The sequence below is a fragment of the Brevundimonas sp. NPDC007368 genome (genome assembly GCF_042869015.1).
Taxonomy (GTDB): Bacteria; Pseudomonadota; Alphaproteobacteria; order Caulobacterales; family Caulobacteraceae; genus Brevundimonas.
Genome location: NZ_JBIAFA010000001.1, coordinates 393,583 through 408,843 on the forward strand (window position 1 = coordinate 393,583; position 15,261 = coordinate 408,843).

11 protein-coding genes are annotated in these 15,261 nt (G+C 69.4%); 7 read left to right on the forward strand and 4 right to left on the reverse strand.

What is annotated here, in order from left to right:
- Positions 1 to 220 precede the first annotated feature (220 nt).
- Together ACFYLW_RS01945 and ACFYLW_RS01950 are read right to left on the reverse strand one after the other, a co-directional pair.
- Complete coding sequence (locus tag ACFYLW_RS01945; RefSeq protein ID WP_390182625.1) at positions 221 to 1,030, reverse strand: CheR family methyltransferase; 810 nt, start codon at positions 1,028 to 1,030, stop codon at positions 221 to 223.
- Positions 1,027 to 2,097, reverse strand: a complete 1,071-nt coding sequence (locus ACFYLW_RS01950) for a chemotaxis response regulator protein-glutamate methylesterase (RefSeq protein WP_390182626.1) — start codon at positions 2,095 to 2,097, stop codon at positions 1,027 to 1,029. Before ACFYLW_RS01950 ends, ACFYLW_RS01945 begins: the two co-directional genes overlap by 4 nt.
- Positions 2,098 to 2,226: 129 nt before the next feature.
- Here ACFYLW_RS01950 and ACFYLW_RS01955 point away from each other — a divergent pair, with 129 nt between their 5' ends.
- Together ACFYLW_RS01955 and ACFYLW_RS01960 are read left to right on the forward strand one after the other, a co-directional pair.
- Entirely contained in the window at positions 2,227 to 3,177 is a 951-nt protein-coding gene (locus tag ACFYLW_RS01955) for a rhodanese-related sulfurtransferase (RefSeq protein ID WP_390182628.1), read from the forward strand.
- 203 nt (positions 3,178 to 3,380) lie between these two features.
- Positions 3,381 to 5,000 (forward strand): acyl-CoA dehydrogenase family protein, encoded by a 1,620-nt coding sequence (locus ACFYLW_RS01960; protein WP_390182629.1) that lies wholly within the window; start codon positions 3,381 to 3,383, stop codon positions 4,998 to 5,000.
- A gap of 42 nt (positions 5,001 to 5,042) precedes the next feature.
- Here the strand turns inward: ACFYLW_RS01960 and ACFYLW_RS01965 are convergent, their stop codons facing one another.
- Positions 5,043 to 5,615: an OmpA family protein gene (locus ACFYLW_RS01965; protein WP_390182630.1), complete on the reverse strand. Its 573-nt coding sequence runs from the start codon at positions 5,613 to 5,615 to the stop codon at positions 5,043 to 5,045.
- A 385-nt stretch (positions 5,616 to 6,000) separates the two neighbouring features.
- On the opposite strand from ACFYLW_RS01965, the gene ACFYLW_RS01970 reads away from it, so the two are divergent.
- Entirely contained in the window at positions 6,001 to 6,816 is an 816-nt protein-coding gene (locus ACFYLW_RS01970; RefSeq protein ID WP_292084232.1) for a hypothetical protein, read from the forward strand.
- Between the two features lie 13 nt (positions 6,817 to 6,829).
- Here ACFYLW_RS01970 and ACFYLW_RS01975 read toward each other — a convergent pair whose 3' ends face one another.
- Entirely contained in the window at positions 6,830 to 7,603 is a 774-nt protein-coding gene (locus ACFYLW_RS01975; protein ID WP_390182632.1) for a prepilin peptidase, read from the reverse strand.
- Positions 7,604 to 7,905: 302 nt separating this feature from the next.
- Between ACFYLW_RS01975 and ACFYLW_RS01980 the strand changes: the two genes are divergently transcribed.
- From ACFYLW_RS01980 to gspD, 4 genes are all read left to right on the forward strand, one after another.
- Positions 7,906 to 9,396: a hypothetical protein gene (locus tag ACFYLW_RS01980; RefSeq protein WP_292084229.1), complete on the forward strand. Its 1,491-nt coding sequence runs from the start codon at positions 7,906 to 7,908 to the stop codon at positions 9,394 to 9,396.
- A gap of 97 nt (positions 9,397 to 9,493) precedes the next feature.
- Complete coding sequence (locus ACFYLW_RS01985; protein ID WP_390182634.1) at positions 9,494 to 12,139, forward strand: TonB-dependent receptor domain-containing protein; 2,646 nt, start codon at positions 9,494 to 9,496, stop codon at positions 12,137 to 12,139.
- A gap of 124 nt (positions 12,140 to 12,263) precedes the next feature.
- Complete coding sequence (locus ACFYLW_RS01990; RefSeq protein ID WP_390182635.1) at positions 12,264 to 13,133, forward strand: type II secretion system protein N; 870 nt, start codon at positions 12,264 to 12,266, stop codon at positions 13,131 to 13,133.
- Positions 13,133 to 15,259 carry a type II secretion system secretin GspD gene (gene gspD / locus ACFYLW_RS01995; protein ID WP_390182636.1) on the forward strand — a complete coding sequence of 709 codons (2,127 nt, stop codon included), beginning with the start codon at positions 13,133 to 13,135 and terminating at the stop codon, positions 15,257 to 15,259. The genes ACFYLW_RS01990 and gspD overlap by 1 nt, the downstream gene beginning before the upstream one ends.
- The last annotated feature ends 2 nt before the right edge of the window (positions 15,260 to 15,261 follow it).

A 15,261-nucleotide genomic window follows, 5' to 3' on the forward strand; every position in this document is an offset into this window, starting at 1 on the left:
AAAATAAACCCCCCCCCCCCCCGCGGCTTGCCTGGGGGCCCGGGCGGCCCCCCCCCCCCCCCCGGCGGGGGGGGGGGGGGGGGGGGGGGGGGCGGGGGGGGGGGGGGCGCCCCCCCGCGGCGAGTGCTGCGTTCTAATAGTCAGAGCTTGAGCATGAGGTCGCCCCCTCCACCACGCTGGCGCGTGGTCCCCCTCCCCCGCAGGCGGGGGAGGATTGATTTCAGCCGCCCGGTTTGAAAACCCCGCGCAGCCCGACGACCGGCGCAAACCCGCTGTCCAACCCCACCACCGTCTCCGCGCTGCCCAGCACCAAAGCGCCGTGCGGTTCCAGCGCCTGACCGATCTGGGTCAAGGCCGTCTGCTTCCGCTCGCGATCAAAATAGATCAGCACGTTGCGGCAGAAGATCAGATCGAAGCGCCCCAGACCCGCCGTCCCGGCCAGCAGGTTATGCGGCGCGAACCGCACCATCGACCGTACCTGCGGCGACAGCAGCCACTGATCGCCCGCCCGCGTGAACCAGCGCGCCAGCCGCGCCTCGCTCAGGCCGCGCCTCACCTCGAAGTCGCTGTAGAGGCCGATGCGGGCGCGCTCCAGAATGGGCTGCGACATGTCCGTGGCCAGAATCTCGATACGCCAGCCGGGCATCCGATGCTGTTCCTCCATCAGCAGCATGGCCAGGGAATAGGGCTCCTGTCCGCTGGAGCAGGCGGCGCTCCAGATGCGTAAGGATCGGCTCTGCACCCGCGCCGCCAGAAGGTCGGGCAGGATGACGTCGCGCAGCTGGTCGAAGGGCGTCGTGTCGCGAAAGAAGAAGGACTCATGCGTCGCCATGGCGTCGATACAGCGCTGGGCCAGGGCGCCCGACGGCTCGGCGCCGACGCGGGCCAGCATCTGATCCAGACCGGCAAACCCGTCCTTGCGCGCCAGCGGCTCCAGCCGGCTTTTCAGCAGATAGTCCTTGTCCGCCGTCAGAACGAGGCCGGAGCGGTCGAGCACCAGCTTGCGGAAGCTCTCATAGGCGGCGGTCATGCGCAGGCCCTCCGCACCCAGGGCGCGATCTGGTCGAGCGGCAGAACCGCCTCGGCCAGTCCTGTCTTCGCCGCGGCGCCAGGCATGCCCCAGACCACGCTGGTCGCCTCGTCCTGAACAATGAAGCGCCCCCCGGCCTCGGCCACGGCGCGGCAGCCCTCGGCGCCGTCCGACCCCATGCCGGTCAGGATCATCGCCAGCAGGCCGGGGCCATAGACCGCCGCCGCCGAGCGCAGCATGGGATCGACCGAAGGGCGGCAGAAGTGCTCGGGCGGCTCTTGATTCAGGCGGATGACCGGCACCTGTCCGCTCAGGCCCACCGTCATGTGCCAGCCGCCGGGCGCGACATAGATGCGGCCGGGCAGGATGGGCTCGCCGTCGCGCGCCTCGGCGGCGGGGCGTCCGCCCGCGCGCTCCAGCTGCTCGGCCAGCATGGCGGTGAAGGTCGGCGGCATGTGCTGGGTCAGCAGGACCGCCTGCTCCAGCTCGCCCTTGAGGTCGGCGAACAGGCTCATCAGGGCGGGCGGGGCGCCGGTCGAGCCGCCGATGGCCACGACCTGAGGCCGGACGGGCGGTGACAGGGCGGCGGGGCGAACGGCGGGAGCCACAACGGTCGGCGCGCTTACGGGCGAACCCTGCCGACCCAGAGCCTTCACCTTGGCGGTCAGTTCGCGTGCGAAGTCCTCGGCCCCGACCAGGCCGCCCGTCTCGGGCTTGGGCACATAGTCGGCGGCCCCGGCCTGCAGCGCCTGCAGGCTGATGCGGGCGTTGCGCCGCGTCAGGGTCGAGGCCATGACCACCCGCGCCTCGGGGTGCAGCTTCAGGATCAGGGGCAGGGCGGTCAGCCCGTCCATGACCGGCATCTCTATGTCCAGCACCACCACGTCGACGGCGGTGCGCGCCAGTTCGATCAGGGCCGCCTCGCCGTTGGCGGCGCGGGCCACGACGCGCAGCGCCGGGTCGCGTTCCAGCGTCTGCACGATCAGGCCGCGCACGATGGCGCTGTCGTCCACGACCATGACGCGAACGCGGGGATCCCGCGCGGGAGAGGAGGCGGCTTCCGGCAAGGCGAGCATCCTTCAGGTTGAACGCTCAATATAACTCATAGTTGTAAACAAGCTGTCGCCGTGACGCGCGGGGCTGCGGGGCCTATAGAGGCCGCTTCCTTTTCATCGCCGCCCGCCGGGACCTCCTTCGTGACGCCTGAAACCGCCTCGCCCGTCTGCGTCGCCGCCCTCTATCGCTTTGCCCCGATTGCGGATCGCGAAGCCGTGCAGGCGCATCTGCTGGACCTGTGCGGGACCGAGGTACGCGGCACGCTTCTGGTCGCCCACGAAGGTCTGAACGGCACCATCGCCGGGCCGGACGCCGCCGTCGCCCGCGTGGTGGACGGCATCCGCGCCCTGCCGGGCTTCGACCGGCTGGAGCTGAAATACTCGACCGCCGAGGTCACGCCCTTCCACCGCATGAAGGTGCGGCTGAAGGCCGAGATCGTCACCATGGGCGTGACCGACATCGACCCGGTCGACGGCGTCGGCGCCTATGTCTCGCCCCAGGACTGGAACGCCCTGATCGCCGATCCCGACACCATCGTGATCGACACCCGCAACGACTACGAGGTCGAGGTCGGGACCTTCGCGGGCGCGATCCAGCCCAACACGCGCACCTTCCGCGAGTTTCCCGACTGGTTCCGCACCGAGGGCCGCGCCCTGCTGGATCGGCCCAATCCGCCCAAGGTGGCCATGTACTGCACCGGCGGCATCCGCTGCGAGAAGGCCACCGCCTTTCTCAAGGCCGAGGGCGTCGAGCAGGTCTTCCATCTGGAAGGCGGCATCCTGAAGTACCTCGAGACCATCCCCGAGCCCGAGAGCCTGTGGCGCGGCGACTGCTTCGTCTTCGACGAGCGCGTCGCGGTCGGCCATGGCCTGAAGGAAGGCGATCACAGCCTGTGCCGCGGCTGCCGCATGCCGGTCAGCCCCGAGGCCCGCCTGTCGCCCTTGTATGTCGAGGGCGTCTGCTGCGAGCGGTGCCACGCTGCGCGCACCGACGAGCAGCGCGAGGGCTATGCCGAGCGCCACAGGCAGATGGAGATCGCGGCGCGGCTGGGGATCGAGCACGTCGGTGCGGCGCAGAAGCGGGCAGACTAACCCACCCCCGCTCATCCCCGCGGAGGCGGGGACCCAGTGCTTTGGCTATAGCAGCGGGGTTGGCTGGGTGGCTGCTTTCACCCTCAGTGCTTGAGGCTCTCACTGGGTCCCCGCCTCCGCGGGGATGAGCGGAAATAGGGGGCGGGTTTCACCTCTCGCCGCGCCCGTGCCATGCTGGCTCCGAGCCTGAACGGAGCCCGCCCATGTCGTCCTTCCGTCCCGTCACCGACCTCGACACCCACGACGTGACGAACCAGCCGCCGCCGCTGGAGGACGTCAACCTGTTCACCGGCGACCGGGCGCTGCTGGATGCGGTGCGCCGCGCGGGCGGGGGGCAGCACGAAGCCCGATTGACGGCCCTCGGCGCTCGTTGCGGCTCGGCCGAGGTCATCGACTGGGGCGTTCAGGCCAACCGCGTGCCGCCGGTGCTGGACACCCACGACCGCTACGGCCGCCGCATCGACGAGGTGACCTTTCATCCGGCCTATCATCAGTTGATGCAACTCGGGCTGGAGGCGGGGCTGGCCTCCGCCGCCTGGGACGGCACGGCGAACGGCCATGTCCTGCACGCCGCCGTCCTGTTCCTGACGGGGCAGGCGGACTCGGGGACCAGTTGTCCCATGACCATGACCTACGCCTCGGTTCCCGCCCTGGCGGTCGAGCCGGACGTGGGCGCGTCGTGGATCGAGAAGATCAGGGGCGGGCGCTACGACCCCGCCGTCCGTCCGGCCTCGGACAAAGCGGGCGTCACCATCGGCATGGCCATGACCGAGAAGCAGGGTGGGTCCGACGTGCGCGCCAACGCCACCCGCGCCGAGCCGACGGGCGAGGAGGGCTGGTATCGGCTGACGGGGCACAAGTGGTTCTGCTCGGCCCCCATGTCGGACGCCTTCCTGACGCTGGCCCAGGCGCCGGGCGGCCTGACCTGTTTCCTGCTGCCGCGCTGGCTGCCGGACGGAACGCGCAATGCGGGCTTCCGCGTCGTGCGGCTGAAGGACAAGATGGGCGACCGCTCCAACGCCTCGTCCGAGGTCGAGTATCACGGCGCCCTGGCCCAGAGGATCGGCGAGGAGGGGCGAGGCGTCGCCGCCATCATCCGCATGGTCCAGCATACCCGGCTGGACTGCGTGATCGGCTCGGCCCAGCAGATGCGCGGGGCCCTGGCCCAGGCGATCTGGCACGCCGCCCACCGCACCGCCTTTCAGAAACGGCTGATCGACCAGCCGATGATGGCGGCGGTCCTGGCCGATCTGGCGGTCGAAAGCGAGGCGGCCACGGCCCTGTCCCTGCACCTGGCGGGAACCTTCGACCGCGACGAGCCGGTCGGCCGGCTGCTGACGCCGATCGCCAAATACCAGGTCTGCAAGCGCGCGTCGGGGATGATCTATGAGGCGATGGAGAGTCTCGGCGGGGCGGGCTACGTGGAGACCGGCCCCATGCCGCGCCTGTTCCGCCAATCGCCGCTGAACGCCATCTGGGAGGGTTCGGGCAATGTCATCGCGCTCGATGTGCTGCGCGCGTTCGGACGCGAACCGGAGGCGGTCGAGGCCCTGCGCGGGTTTCTGGAGGCGGTCCGCGGACGGGACGGCGCCTATGACCGTTGGCTGGATGGGTTGGACCTCGCTCCGGCGTCGGAGGGCGCGGCGCGCCTGACGGTCGAACGGCTGGCGCTGGCGGCGCAGGCCGCGGTGCTGCTGATGAACGAAAGCCCCGTCGCCGGGTCCTTCTGTCGTCTGCGCCTTGAACCGCGCGGCGCGGCCTATGGCGCGTTTGACGCGAACATCAATGCGGACAAGATCCTGGGTCGGGCCTCACCCGCCTGAAACAACAGGCGGCGGCTCGCACGGGCAAGCCGCCGCCGCCGGTCAGCTGAGGACGATGATCGCCACGCGGCGATTTTGCGCCCGGCCTTCGCGGGTGTTGTTCGGCGCGACCGGCTTGGTCTCGCCATAGGAGATGGTGGCCATGCGGTTCAGGGCGATGCCCTGGCTGCTGAGGTAGCGGCGCACGGCTTCGGCGCGAGCCTGACCGAGCTGCTCGTTCATGCGCTCGTCCCCGGCCGAGTCGGTGTGTCCCTGGATTTCCAGGTAGACGTTGCGGTTTTCGGCCTTGAGGCGCTGCACCAGTTCGGAGAGGCGCTGTTCGGCCTCCGGCGACAGGGCGTCGCGGTTGACCGGGAACTTCACCGAGTCGTCGGACAGCACCATCTCGTACAGGAACTTGCCTTCGGCCAGCTTGTGCGCGGCGTTGGCCCGAGCGAGCGCTTCGCCGGCGGTGCCTTCGACCTGGGTCAGATGACTGTCGACCTGTGTGACGCGTTCGTCGACGACGGCGACGTTTTCACGCACGAAGCGATGGCTCGCACACCCGCTTGCGGTCAGCCCTACCAGCACCACCACTGCACTGGCCGCGACCGCCTTAGATGTCAGTTTGATCAAGTTGAGTCTCCTTCGTTCCGGGGCGCTACTCCGGGGATTGCGCGTTGCTGCACCCGCAGATGCAGGGAACGGCGCTGCAAAGACGCGCAACCGAAGACATGGTTTCAGCTTAACCATAGAAAAACTTTAGAAATCACCGATTTTGCAAAGTTGGGCGTATTCAAGGCGCGGCGCCATGATGCTGACGCGGATGAAGGGTTACCAGAGAGCGCCTCAATGTCCTGAGGTCGCGCGTCGGGATATTCATTTTGTTCAGTTTAGTCTTGTCAGCGGTGAAGCTTAGGGAAGCGACTGCTTGAGCGGCGCAAGATCAGACGGTTCCTTTTCGGTTCCGCGTCATGCGGCGTCGCCGGGGCGGCGCAAGGCGAGGCGGCGAGCCCTGACCATGGTCGCCAGCGTCGGCGCGCACCTGCTGGTGTTGGCCCTGATCCTGCTGGCCCCGGCCAAGACGCCCGTCTATCCGCCCGAGGCCGAACCGATCGAGGTGATGCTGGTCGATCCGCCGCCGCCGGCCCCTGTGCCGTCGCCGGATGAAGGCGGAGGGGGATCGCCCGCGCCCGCCCCGACGCCGGCCCCTGCGCCGGTTCCCACGCCTGCGCCCGAGAAAAAGCCGGCCAAGGCCCAGCGCGCCGCGCCGACGCGGCCTTCGCCCCGGCCCAGCCGGCCGGCGCCGCGCTCGCCGACGGTCGCCCCGGTGCCGATCACCGCCCCGGCGCCCAGCGTTTCCTATGTCTTTCTGGGCGACGCGGCCCTGGCCGGAGCCATGACGGCGGGCGGCGGGGCCGGAAACGGGGCCGGTTCGGGAACGGGCAGCGGGACCGGGGCCGGCAGCGGATCGGGCAGCGGCGACGGCTCGGGCTCCGGCCAAGGCGGGTCGTGCGACATGGTTCGACGCCTGCAGAACGCCCTGCGCGACGCGCCCGGCGTCCGCGCCGCCCTGAACGAAGCCTATCGCACCTCGGGGGCCAATGGTCGCGCCATCCTGGTGTGGAACGGCGACTGGGTGCTGAGCCCCGGTCAGGAAGGCAAGGGGCTGGCGGGCGTGCGTCAGGCCGTGGCGGTCACCGTCGGCTTCACGCCGCGCGCCTGCAAGACCGAGACGGTGCGGGGCTATGTCCTGCTGACCCTGGGCGACGGACCGGGCGCGGCGCGGCTGGCCCTGGGAACGGGCCAGTGGCGCTGGGGCGACCTGCTGCGCTGATTCCGGCCGTGACTCAGCTCAGGCCCAGCGGGCCGTAGAGCCAGGTCAGCCAGACGCCGATGGACAGGAAGACGCCGAACGGCAGGCGGTCGGTCGCCGACACGCGACGCCGCACGATCAGCATGGCCAGCACGACGCTGAGTCCAGCGGCCGAGGCCCACAGAAGGACGCTGGGCAGGCCCGTCCAGCCGACCCAGGCGCCGCTGGCGCCCAGCAGGAAGGGATCGCCGCCGCCCAGGCCCTCGCGCCCGCGCACGACTCTATAGAGGCGGGCCAGCAGCCACAGTCCGCCGAAGCCCGCCACGGCGCCGATCAGCGGCGAGATCAGGGCCGAGGGGAAGGCTGCGTTCAGTCCGCTTGGATAGAGCAGGACCGCCGCGATCAGGCCGCTGACGAACAGGGGCAGGGTCAACTGGTCGGGCAGCCAGAAGTGCTCGGCGTCGACCAGGGCGATGATCAGCAGGTTCCACCCCAGCACCCCGGTCATCAGGGCCATGGTGAAGTCGCCGGAAGACAGCCCGGCCCAGACCCCGATCAGGCCCGATCCCAGTTCAATCAGCGGATAGCGGAGGGGGATCTTCGAGCCGCAGTCGGAACAGCGTCCGCGCGACAGGGCCCAGCTGAGCAGCGGGATCATGCGCCAGGGCTTCAGCGTTCGGCCGCAGCCGCCGCACCGCGAACGGCCGAACACCACGTCCTCGCCGCGCGGCAGGCGCAGACTGACCAGGCCCAGGAAGCTGCCGACTATGAGGCCGACGCCCCCCAGGAAGGCGGCGTAAATCAACATGGGTCGCCTCCCCGGCGCGTGGTTGTCGCCCTCAACTAGCGGGCGCGGACGGATTGGGGGAGGCGGAATCGTCGCCAGGCATCGGCGGAATATGAAATCCACGCCGTGTCAGGACGGTCTTTCATGCAAGCGGCGCCACAGCTTCATGGAACGGCGTCTGATTTGTCGTGGTTCGGCGGCGGCGGTGTCACATCCGGCTTCTAGGGGAGGGGCCGGGCAGGCGGGCGCCGATCATCCAACTCCGGACAATCCGTCCGGACGTCCTCCTGCATGTCTCATTGGCTTGGACACGGTGGAGAACGATGACCGCTCTCAAGACGAAAACCCTGCTCGCGGTCGCCGCCAGCGCCCTGGCCCTGGCCGCCTGCGGCGGCGACGGCACCTCTGAACTGCAGAACCCCGGCAACACCGGCGGCAACCCGGGAACGGGCGGCGGCGGCAACAACGGCGGCGGCGGCACGGGCGGCTCGACCGGCGCCTGCCCGACCCACCCGAACGTGACCAAGGTCACCGTCGGCACCGAGGAGCACTGCCGCATCTCGGGCGAGATCACCACCAACCTGACCCTGACGGCCGGCCCGGCCTACCAGCTGAACGGCACGGTCAAGGTCGGCAAGGACGTCGGCTTCGACGGCCAGAAGGCCGGCGGCGTCACCGCCGTCCTGTCGATCGACCCGGGTGTGAAGATCTACGCCGGCACCCGCACCTCGCAACTGGCCATCCAGCGCGGCTCGCGCATCAACGCCCAGGGCACCGCCGCCCAGCCCATCATCTTCACCAGCGCCGACGCGCTCGGTTACGCCACGACCCTGGGTCTGGCCAACGCCCGTTCGCCCCTCGGCGCCGGCGTCCGCGACGACCCCTATTCGGGCGAATGGGGCGGCCTGTCGCTGCTCGGCCGCGGCGTGATCAACAACTGCCCGGCCGCTCCGGCCGTCTGTGAAGCCGAAGCCGAAGGCGGCTCGGGCCTGTACGGCGGCAATGTGCCGAACGACACCTCGGGCACCCTGCGCTACGTCCGCGTCGAATACGCCGGCGTGCGCTTCACCGAGACCAACGAGCTGAACGCCATCGCCTTCTGGGGCGTCGGTTCGGGCTCGACCGTCGACTATGTCCAGGCCCACAACGGCGGCGACGACACGGTCGAGTTCTTCGGCGGTTCGGTCAACGCCAAGCACCTGGTGCTGACGGGCGCCGACGACGACAGCCTGGACTGGACCTTCGGCTGGAACGGCAAGGTCCAGCACGTGGTCATCGCCCAGAACCCGCTGCAGCTGGCCGGCGACGCCGGTTACGAGGCCGACAACAACGAACTGGGCTTCGACATCCTGCCGCGTTCCGCTCCGACCATCTCGAACGTGACCCTGGTCGGCAACACCACGGCCGGCGCCGGTCTGCGCCTGCGCCGCGGCACCGCCGGCAAGCTCTACAACCACGTCGTGTCCGGCAACTTCCAGCGCGGCCTGCGCATCGACGACGCCGCCACCTACGCGCAAGCCGACGCCGGCAATCTGTCGCTGCGCTCCTTCTACATCTCGACGGCGACGCCCTTCCACAGCACCCAGGCCCAGGCCGTCTTCACCAAGGACGCCAACAACCGCACGGGCGCCTCGACCCTGTCGTCCTACGTCTCGGGCGGCAAGGCCTACATCAATGGCGTCAACGAGAACGGCGTGACCTCGGTCGATCCGCGCACGATCGACGCCTTCTTCGACGCCGCCCCCTATGTCGGCGCGGTCCGTGACTCGGCTTCCAACTGGACGCTGAACTGGACCCGCTGGCTGAACGACTAAGGGTCGCCTCGACCTTGAGCGGCGGGCGGCTGATCAGCCGCCCGCCGTCTCGCCTTTCCTCCTTCTTTCCGGCGCTCGCACCGAAGGACTTCTTGAGATGACGCCTACCCGCACGATCGGCCTCGCCGGCCTGCTCGCCAGCACCGTCCTGACCGCTCCGGCCCTGGCCTGGGGCCAGGACGCCGCGCCTTCGGCCCCCGCGCCGCAAGACCCCGAGGCCGTTTCGACGGTCGAGGACATCGTCGTGCGCGGCCGCTTCGTGCCGGACGTCAAGCGCGAGACCTCGGCGGTCGCCAACATCCTGACCGAAGAAGACATCAAGCGGTCGGGCGACTCGGAGATCGGCGAGGCCCTGGCCCGCGTCACCGGCCTGTCCATCGTCGGCGACGGCTATGTCTATGTGCGCGGCCTCGGCGATCGCTACTCCAGCATCGTGCTGGACGGCTCGACCCTGCCCAGCCCCGAGCCGCTGAAGCGCGTGGTGCCGCTGGACCTGTTCCCGACCTCGCTGGTCTCGAACGCCCAGATCCAGAAGACCTATTCGGCCCAGTATCCGGGCGAGTTCGGCGGCGGTCTGATCGCCCTGTCGACGCGCGCCATTCCCAATGAACGCTTCCTGTCCTTCGGCGCCTCGATCAGCGCCGAGACGGAATCGACCGGCAAGGAAGGTCTCTACTGGGATGCGGGCGGCAAGCTGTCGAACATCGGCATCGCCGACAACAGTCTGAACCTGCCCAAGTTCATCGCCATCGACCCCTCGCTGAAGTCCTTCGCCAACAACCCGACCATGCTGCAGGCGGCGGGCCGCTCGCTGCGCAACATCTGGTCGATCGACGGCGACAAGAACCTGCCGGACTTCGGCTTCAACCTCTCGGGCGCCGAGATCGTCGACCTGTCGAACGGCATCCGCCTGGGCGGCTTCGTGGCTGTCGACTACGACTATCAGGTCCGCAACCGCGAGGGCGTGCGCAACTCGTTCGAGGTGAACGGCGGCGTCAACGACCAGATCAGCCCCGAGGCCTGCGCCGGCGCGGGCGGCCTGTCGAACGCGACGGGCTGCGGCTTCCAGCGCACGGAACAGGAATACGCCCTCAACGCCCTGGGCGCCTTCGGCATCGAGTTCAACGAGAACCATGAGCTGAAGCTGACCACCCTGCTGCTGCGCAAGACGCGCCAGCAGGCCCTGATCGAGCGCGGCCTGTTCTCGGCCGACCCCGGCCTGATCCGCAGCTTCCAGCGCCTGAACTGGATTGAGCAGCAGATGAACTCGAACCAGCTGTCGGGTCGTCACGTCTTCATGCTGCCGATGGCGCTGGATCGGCTGCAGATCGACTGGCGCGCGGCCTATTCGACCGCCTCGCGCGACACGCCCTATCGTCGCGAATACTCCTATCGTCTGGAGCCGGACAACGTCTTCCGCCTGACGCCGGGGTCGGATTCCAACCGCACCTTCTTCAGCGCCCTGGAAGACGAGAACAAGGAGTTCGGTCTCGACTTCACCCTGAACGGCATGATCGCCGACCGCGAAATCACCCTGAAGGCCGGCGGCCTGCATCAGGAGCGCGAGCGCGACTTCGCCAGCCGCCGCTACTCCTTCCAGCCGGCGGCGGGCGTGATCATCACCCCGGCCCTGCGGTCCTATGTGCCCGAGATCATCTTCAGCCCCGACAACATCGGCGGCAACGCGGGCTACACCCTGCGCGACATCACCGATCCGTCTGACTTCTTCGACGCGACCATGGAGATCAACGCGGCCTACGCCTCGGCCGAGATCGAGGTGATCAAGGACCTGCGCGTCACGGCCGGCGTCCGCTACGAAGACTCCGAGCAGCAGGTGAACAGCTTCATCCCGCTGGGCGAGACCGGCGCGGGCGACCCCATTAACGCCGACCTGGCCCAGGACTTCTGGCTGCCCACGGCGACGGCGACCTGGGAGTTCGCCGACAACATGCAGCTGCGCTTCGGCTATTCGAAGACGATCAACCGTCCCGATCTGCGCGAACTGGCCAACGCCCTGTTCCTGGATGACGACTCCAACACCCTGGAGCGCGGCAATCCGAACCTGAAGATCGCCGAGATCCAGAACTACGACCTGCGCTGGGAATGGTATTTCGGCCAGCGTCAATCGGCCACCATCGGCCTGTTCTACAAGTCCTTCGACAACCCGATCGAGCGCACCTATCAGCCGATCGGCGAGGGCTTCGGCCGTTCGTTCCAGAACGCCCAGGAAGCCACCCTGAAGGGCGTCGAGGCCGAGATCGACTACACCCTGCCGATGGACGTCTGGGCCCCGAACCTGACCTGGTTCCAGGACAACGAGGTCTTCGTCGTCGCCAACGTCACCTGGTCGGATTCGGAAGTGACCGACGCGGCCTATACCCGCGCCCTGCAAGGTCAGTCGGAATGGTTGGGCAACCTGCAGCTCGGCTTCGAGAACCCGACCGCCCGTCGCCGCGCCACCCTGCTGGTCAACTATCAGGGCGAGCGGATTTCGGACGCCGGCATCATCACCGGATCGACCCGTCTGCCGGACGTGGTCGAGACCCCGCCCATCCTGCTGGACCTGGTCGCCAGCCAGACCTTCACCGTCGGCGGTCGCGACTATGACGTGGGCGCCAAGGTCGAGAACATCCTGGGCGAGGAATATGAGCGCAGCCAGTCCTTCGCCAATGGCGGCAAGGGCGTGGTCGAGGGCTACAAGCTGGGCACGACCTTCTCGCTCAGCCTGTCCACCACCTTCTGATCCGCATACGGCCACGTTGTCACGACAACGTCTCAAGGCCGTCATCGTGACGTGAGGCTTCGACCCCGGCTGCTGGAGTAAGCAGCCGGGGTTCCCGTTTTCGGGGGTGTTCGGAGCGTCGGGCGTGATCGCACGGGTCGGGGAATGGGGGCGTCAGGCGCGCACGGCGATCGCCGCGCGGCCGGGGCGTGTTCGCGCGGGCGTCGAGATCGCCCTGCTTGCCCTGCTGGCGGTTCAGGCCGGGCGTCTGGCCTGGATCTTCGTCGCGCCCCAGCCCGAAGCGGCGGTCGCCGCCCGCGTCGAGGCCGCCCCCGTGGACGCCTCCATCTTCCAGCGTTTCGACGCCTTCTTCCGCACCGGCGACAAGAGCAGTCTGGCCGAGGCGGCGGGCGCCGACAGCGACGCCTTGCGCCTGTTCGGGGTGCGCGCGGGCGGCCCTGACGGCGGTTCGGCCATCATCGGCCTGCCCGACGGACGCCAGGTCTCGGTCGGGGTGGGCGAGACCATTTCCGAGGGCCTGACCCTGGCCTCGGTCGGCGAGGATTTCGTCACTGTCTCGCGCGGCGGGTCGGTCAGCCGACTGGTCTTCACCGAGACGCCCGCAGGCGCCGCGACGCCGCCTCCGCCGCCATCGACCGCCCAGGTCATGACGCCGACGGGCGCGCCGGCCCCGGTATCGGCTGCGGCCCCCGCCGCCGCGCCCGCTGGCCCGGTCGTCGATCCGCAGCGGCTGATGGCCCAGGCCTCGCTGCGTCCGCGCATGGACGGGCTTCGCATCAAGGGCTTCACCCTGGCCGCGCGCGGCGACGGGGCGGCGCTGAGGGCGGCGGGCCTGCAGTCCGGCGACGTCATCCTGGCCGTCAACGGGGCCGAACTGAACAGTCTGGAACGTCTGTCCGAACTGGGCGGCGAGCTTTCCGGCAGCAGCGCCGCCGAGATCCGCTTCGAGCGGAACGGCCGGGTGCAGACCACCACCATAAGGACCGGCCAGTGATGCGCCTTCACCGCTCTTTCGCCGCCGTCGCCCTGTCGGCTCTAATCGCCGCGCCCATTCCTGTTTTGGGCCCCCTGCTGGCCTCGCCGGCTCTGGCTCAGGAGGGCGCGCGCCAGACCCTGAACGTCCAGGGCGCTGACATCCGCGCCTTCATTCAGGACGTGGCGCGGACCACGGGCCGCACCTTCATCGTCGACCCCGCCGTGACCGGCAACGTCACCGTCACCAGCCAGAGGGCGCTGAGCCGCACCGAGTTGTTCGAGGTCTTCCTGTCCACCCTGCGCGCCAACGGCCTGGTGGTGACGCCGACCTCCTCCGGCGCCTATCGCATCAGCCCGGCCCAGGGCGCGGCCCAGGGACCGGCCACCGTCGGGTCGGAACGCTTCTCGACCCAGGTTTTCCAGTTGCGCAACATCGACGCCGCCTCGGCCGCTGAGACCATCCGCCCTCTGGTCGGGGCTCAGGGCCAGGTCCTGGCCAACCCCAGCGGCAACAGCGTTGTGGTCGCCGACTTCGCCGACAACCTGAGCCGTATCCGCAGCCTGATCCAGCGCATCGACGTGGACCGCGCCGCCTTCGACGTGGTGACGCTGGAGAACTCCTCCGCCGCCGAGATCGCGGGGGTTCTGGCCCAGGTCCTGGCTCCGCCCGGCGGCCAGCCGGGGCAGGGGATGGTGTCGGTGACGCCGGTGGCCAGCTCCAACTCCGTCATCCTGCGCGGCGACCCCGCCGCCGTGGCTCGCGTGCGGCCTCTGGTCGAGGATCTGGACCGCCGCGCCCGCTCGGCCGACGATGTGAAGGTCGTCTTCCTGCAACACGCCAACGCCGAGCAGCTGCTGCCCGTGCTGCAACAGATCGTCGGCCAACCGGTCACGGCGGCCAGCGCCACCGCCACGCCGACCGCTACGCGCGGAACTGGCGAAGCCGCCACCGCGCCCCAGACCGTCGCCGCTCCGGCCGCGCCGGTCGCGGGCCAGAAGGCCAGCATCGCCCGCTTCCCCGGCGCTAACGCCCTGGTCATCTCGGCCTCGGCGGACACGCAACGGATGCTGGCCGAGGTCATCCGCCAGCTCGACAGCCGCCGCCAACAGGTCCTGATCGAGGCCATCGTGGTCGAGTTGGGCGACACCGCCGTGCGTGAACTGGGGGTCCAGTGGCTGCTGGCCGGATCGGACGGCAACCCCATCGGCCTGACCAACTATTCCGACCGCGCCGCGCCCCTGGTTCCGCTGGCCGGCGGGGTCGCCGCGGGTCAGCTCGAGAAGGATGATCCGCTGCGCAAGCAGCTTCAGGACCTGGCCCTGAACAGTCTGGTCGGCGCCAACGGCTTCATCGGCGGGGGCGGCGGCCGCATCGGCTCGGACGGCCTGTTTGGCTTCATCATCAATGCGGCCAAGTCGGACGAAGGCTCCAACCTGCTGCAGACCCCGTCGCTGATGACGCTGGACAACGAGGAAGCCACCATCCTGGTCGGGCAGGAGGTGCCGATCACCACCGGCGAGGCCCTACTGGACGGCAACTCCAACCCCTTCCGCACGACCCAGCGTCAGGACATCGGGGTCAAGCTGATCGTCAAGCCGCAGATCAATGCCGGCGGCTCCATCACCCTCTTCCTGCGGCAGGAGGTGTCCAGCATCAACGGGGTTCTGACCAATAACGCCTCTGATCTGGTGCTCAACAAGCGCGAGCTGGAGACGACGCTGGTGGTGGACGACGGCGAGATCGCCGTGGCCGGCGGCCTGCTAGATCAGAACGACCGCCTGTCGGTCGACAAGGTGCCGGGCCTGGGCGACGTGCCGGTGCTCGGCAACCTCTTCAAGTCGACCAGCCGCCAGCGCGGGCGCACCAATCTGATGGTCTTCATCCGCCCGACCATCATCCGCACCCCGGGCGACGCCCAGCAACTGAGCGCCGACCGCTGGGGCTATATGCGCGGCGAGCAGCTGCGGTCGCAGCCCGGCGTCGAGCCCAGCCTGGACGAGATGCTGCGCGACTATATGCGCACCCAGGCGCCCGTCGCGCCGCGCGCCATCGACAACCCGGCGCCGGGCGGGACCGCCCCCGTGGGCGAGGTGACCATCAGTCCGCTGGCCCCCGCCGCCAACGTCGTCTCGCCGCAGGGCTGAGG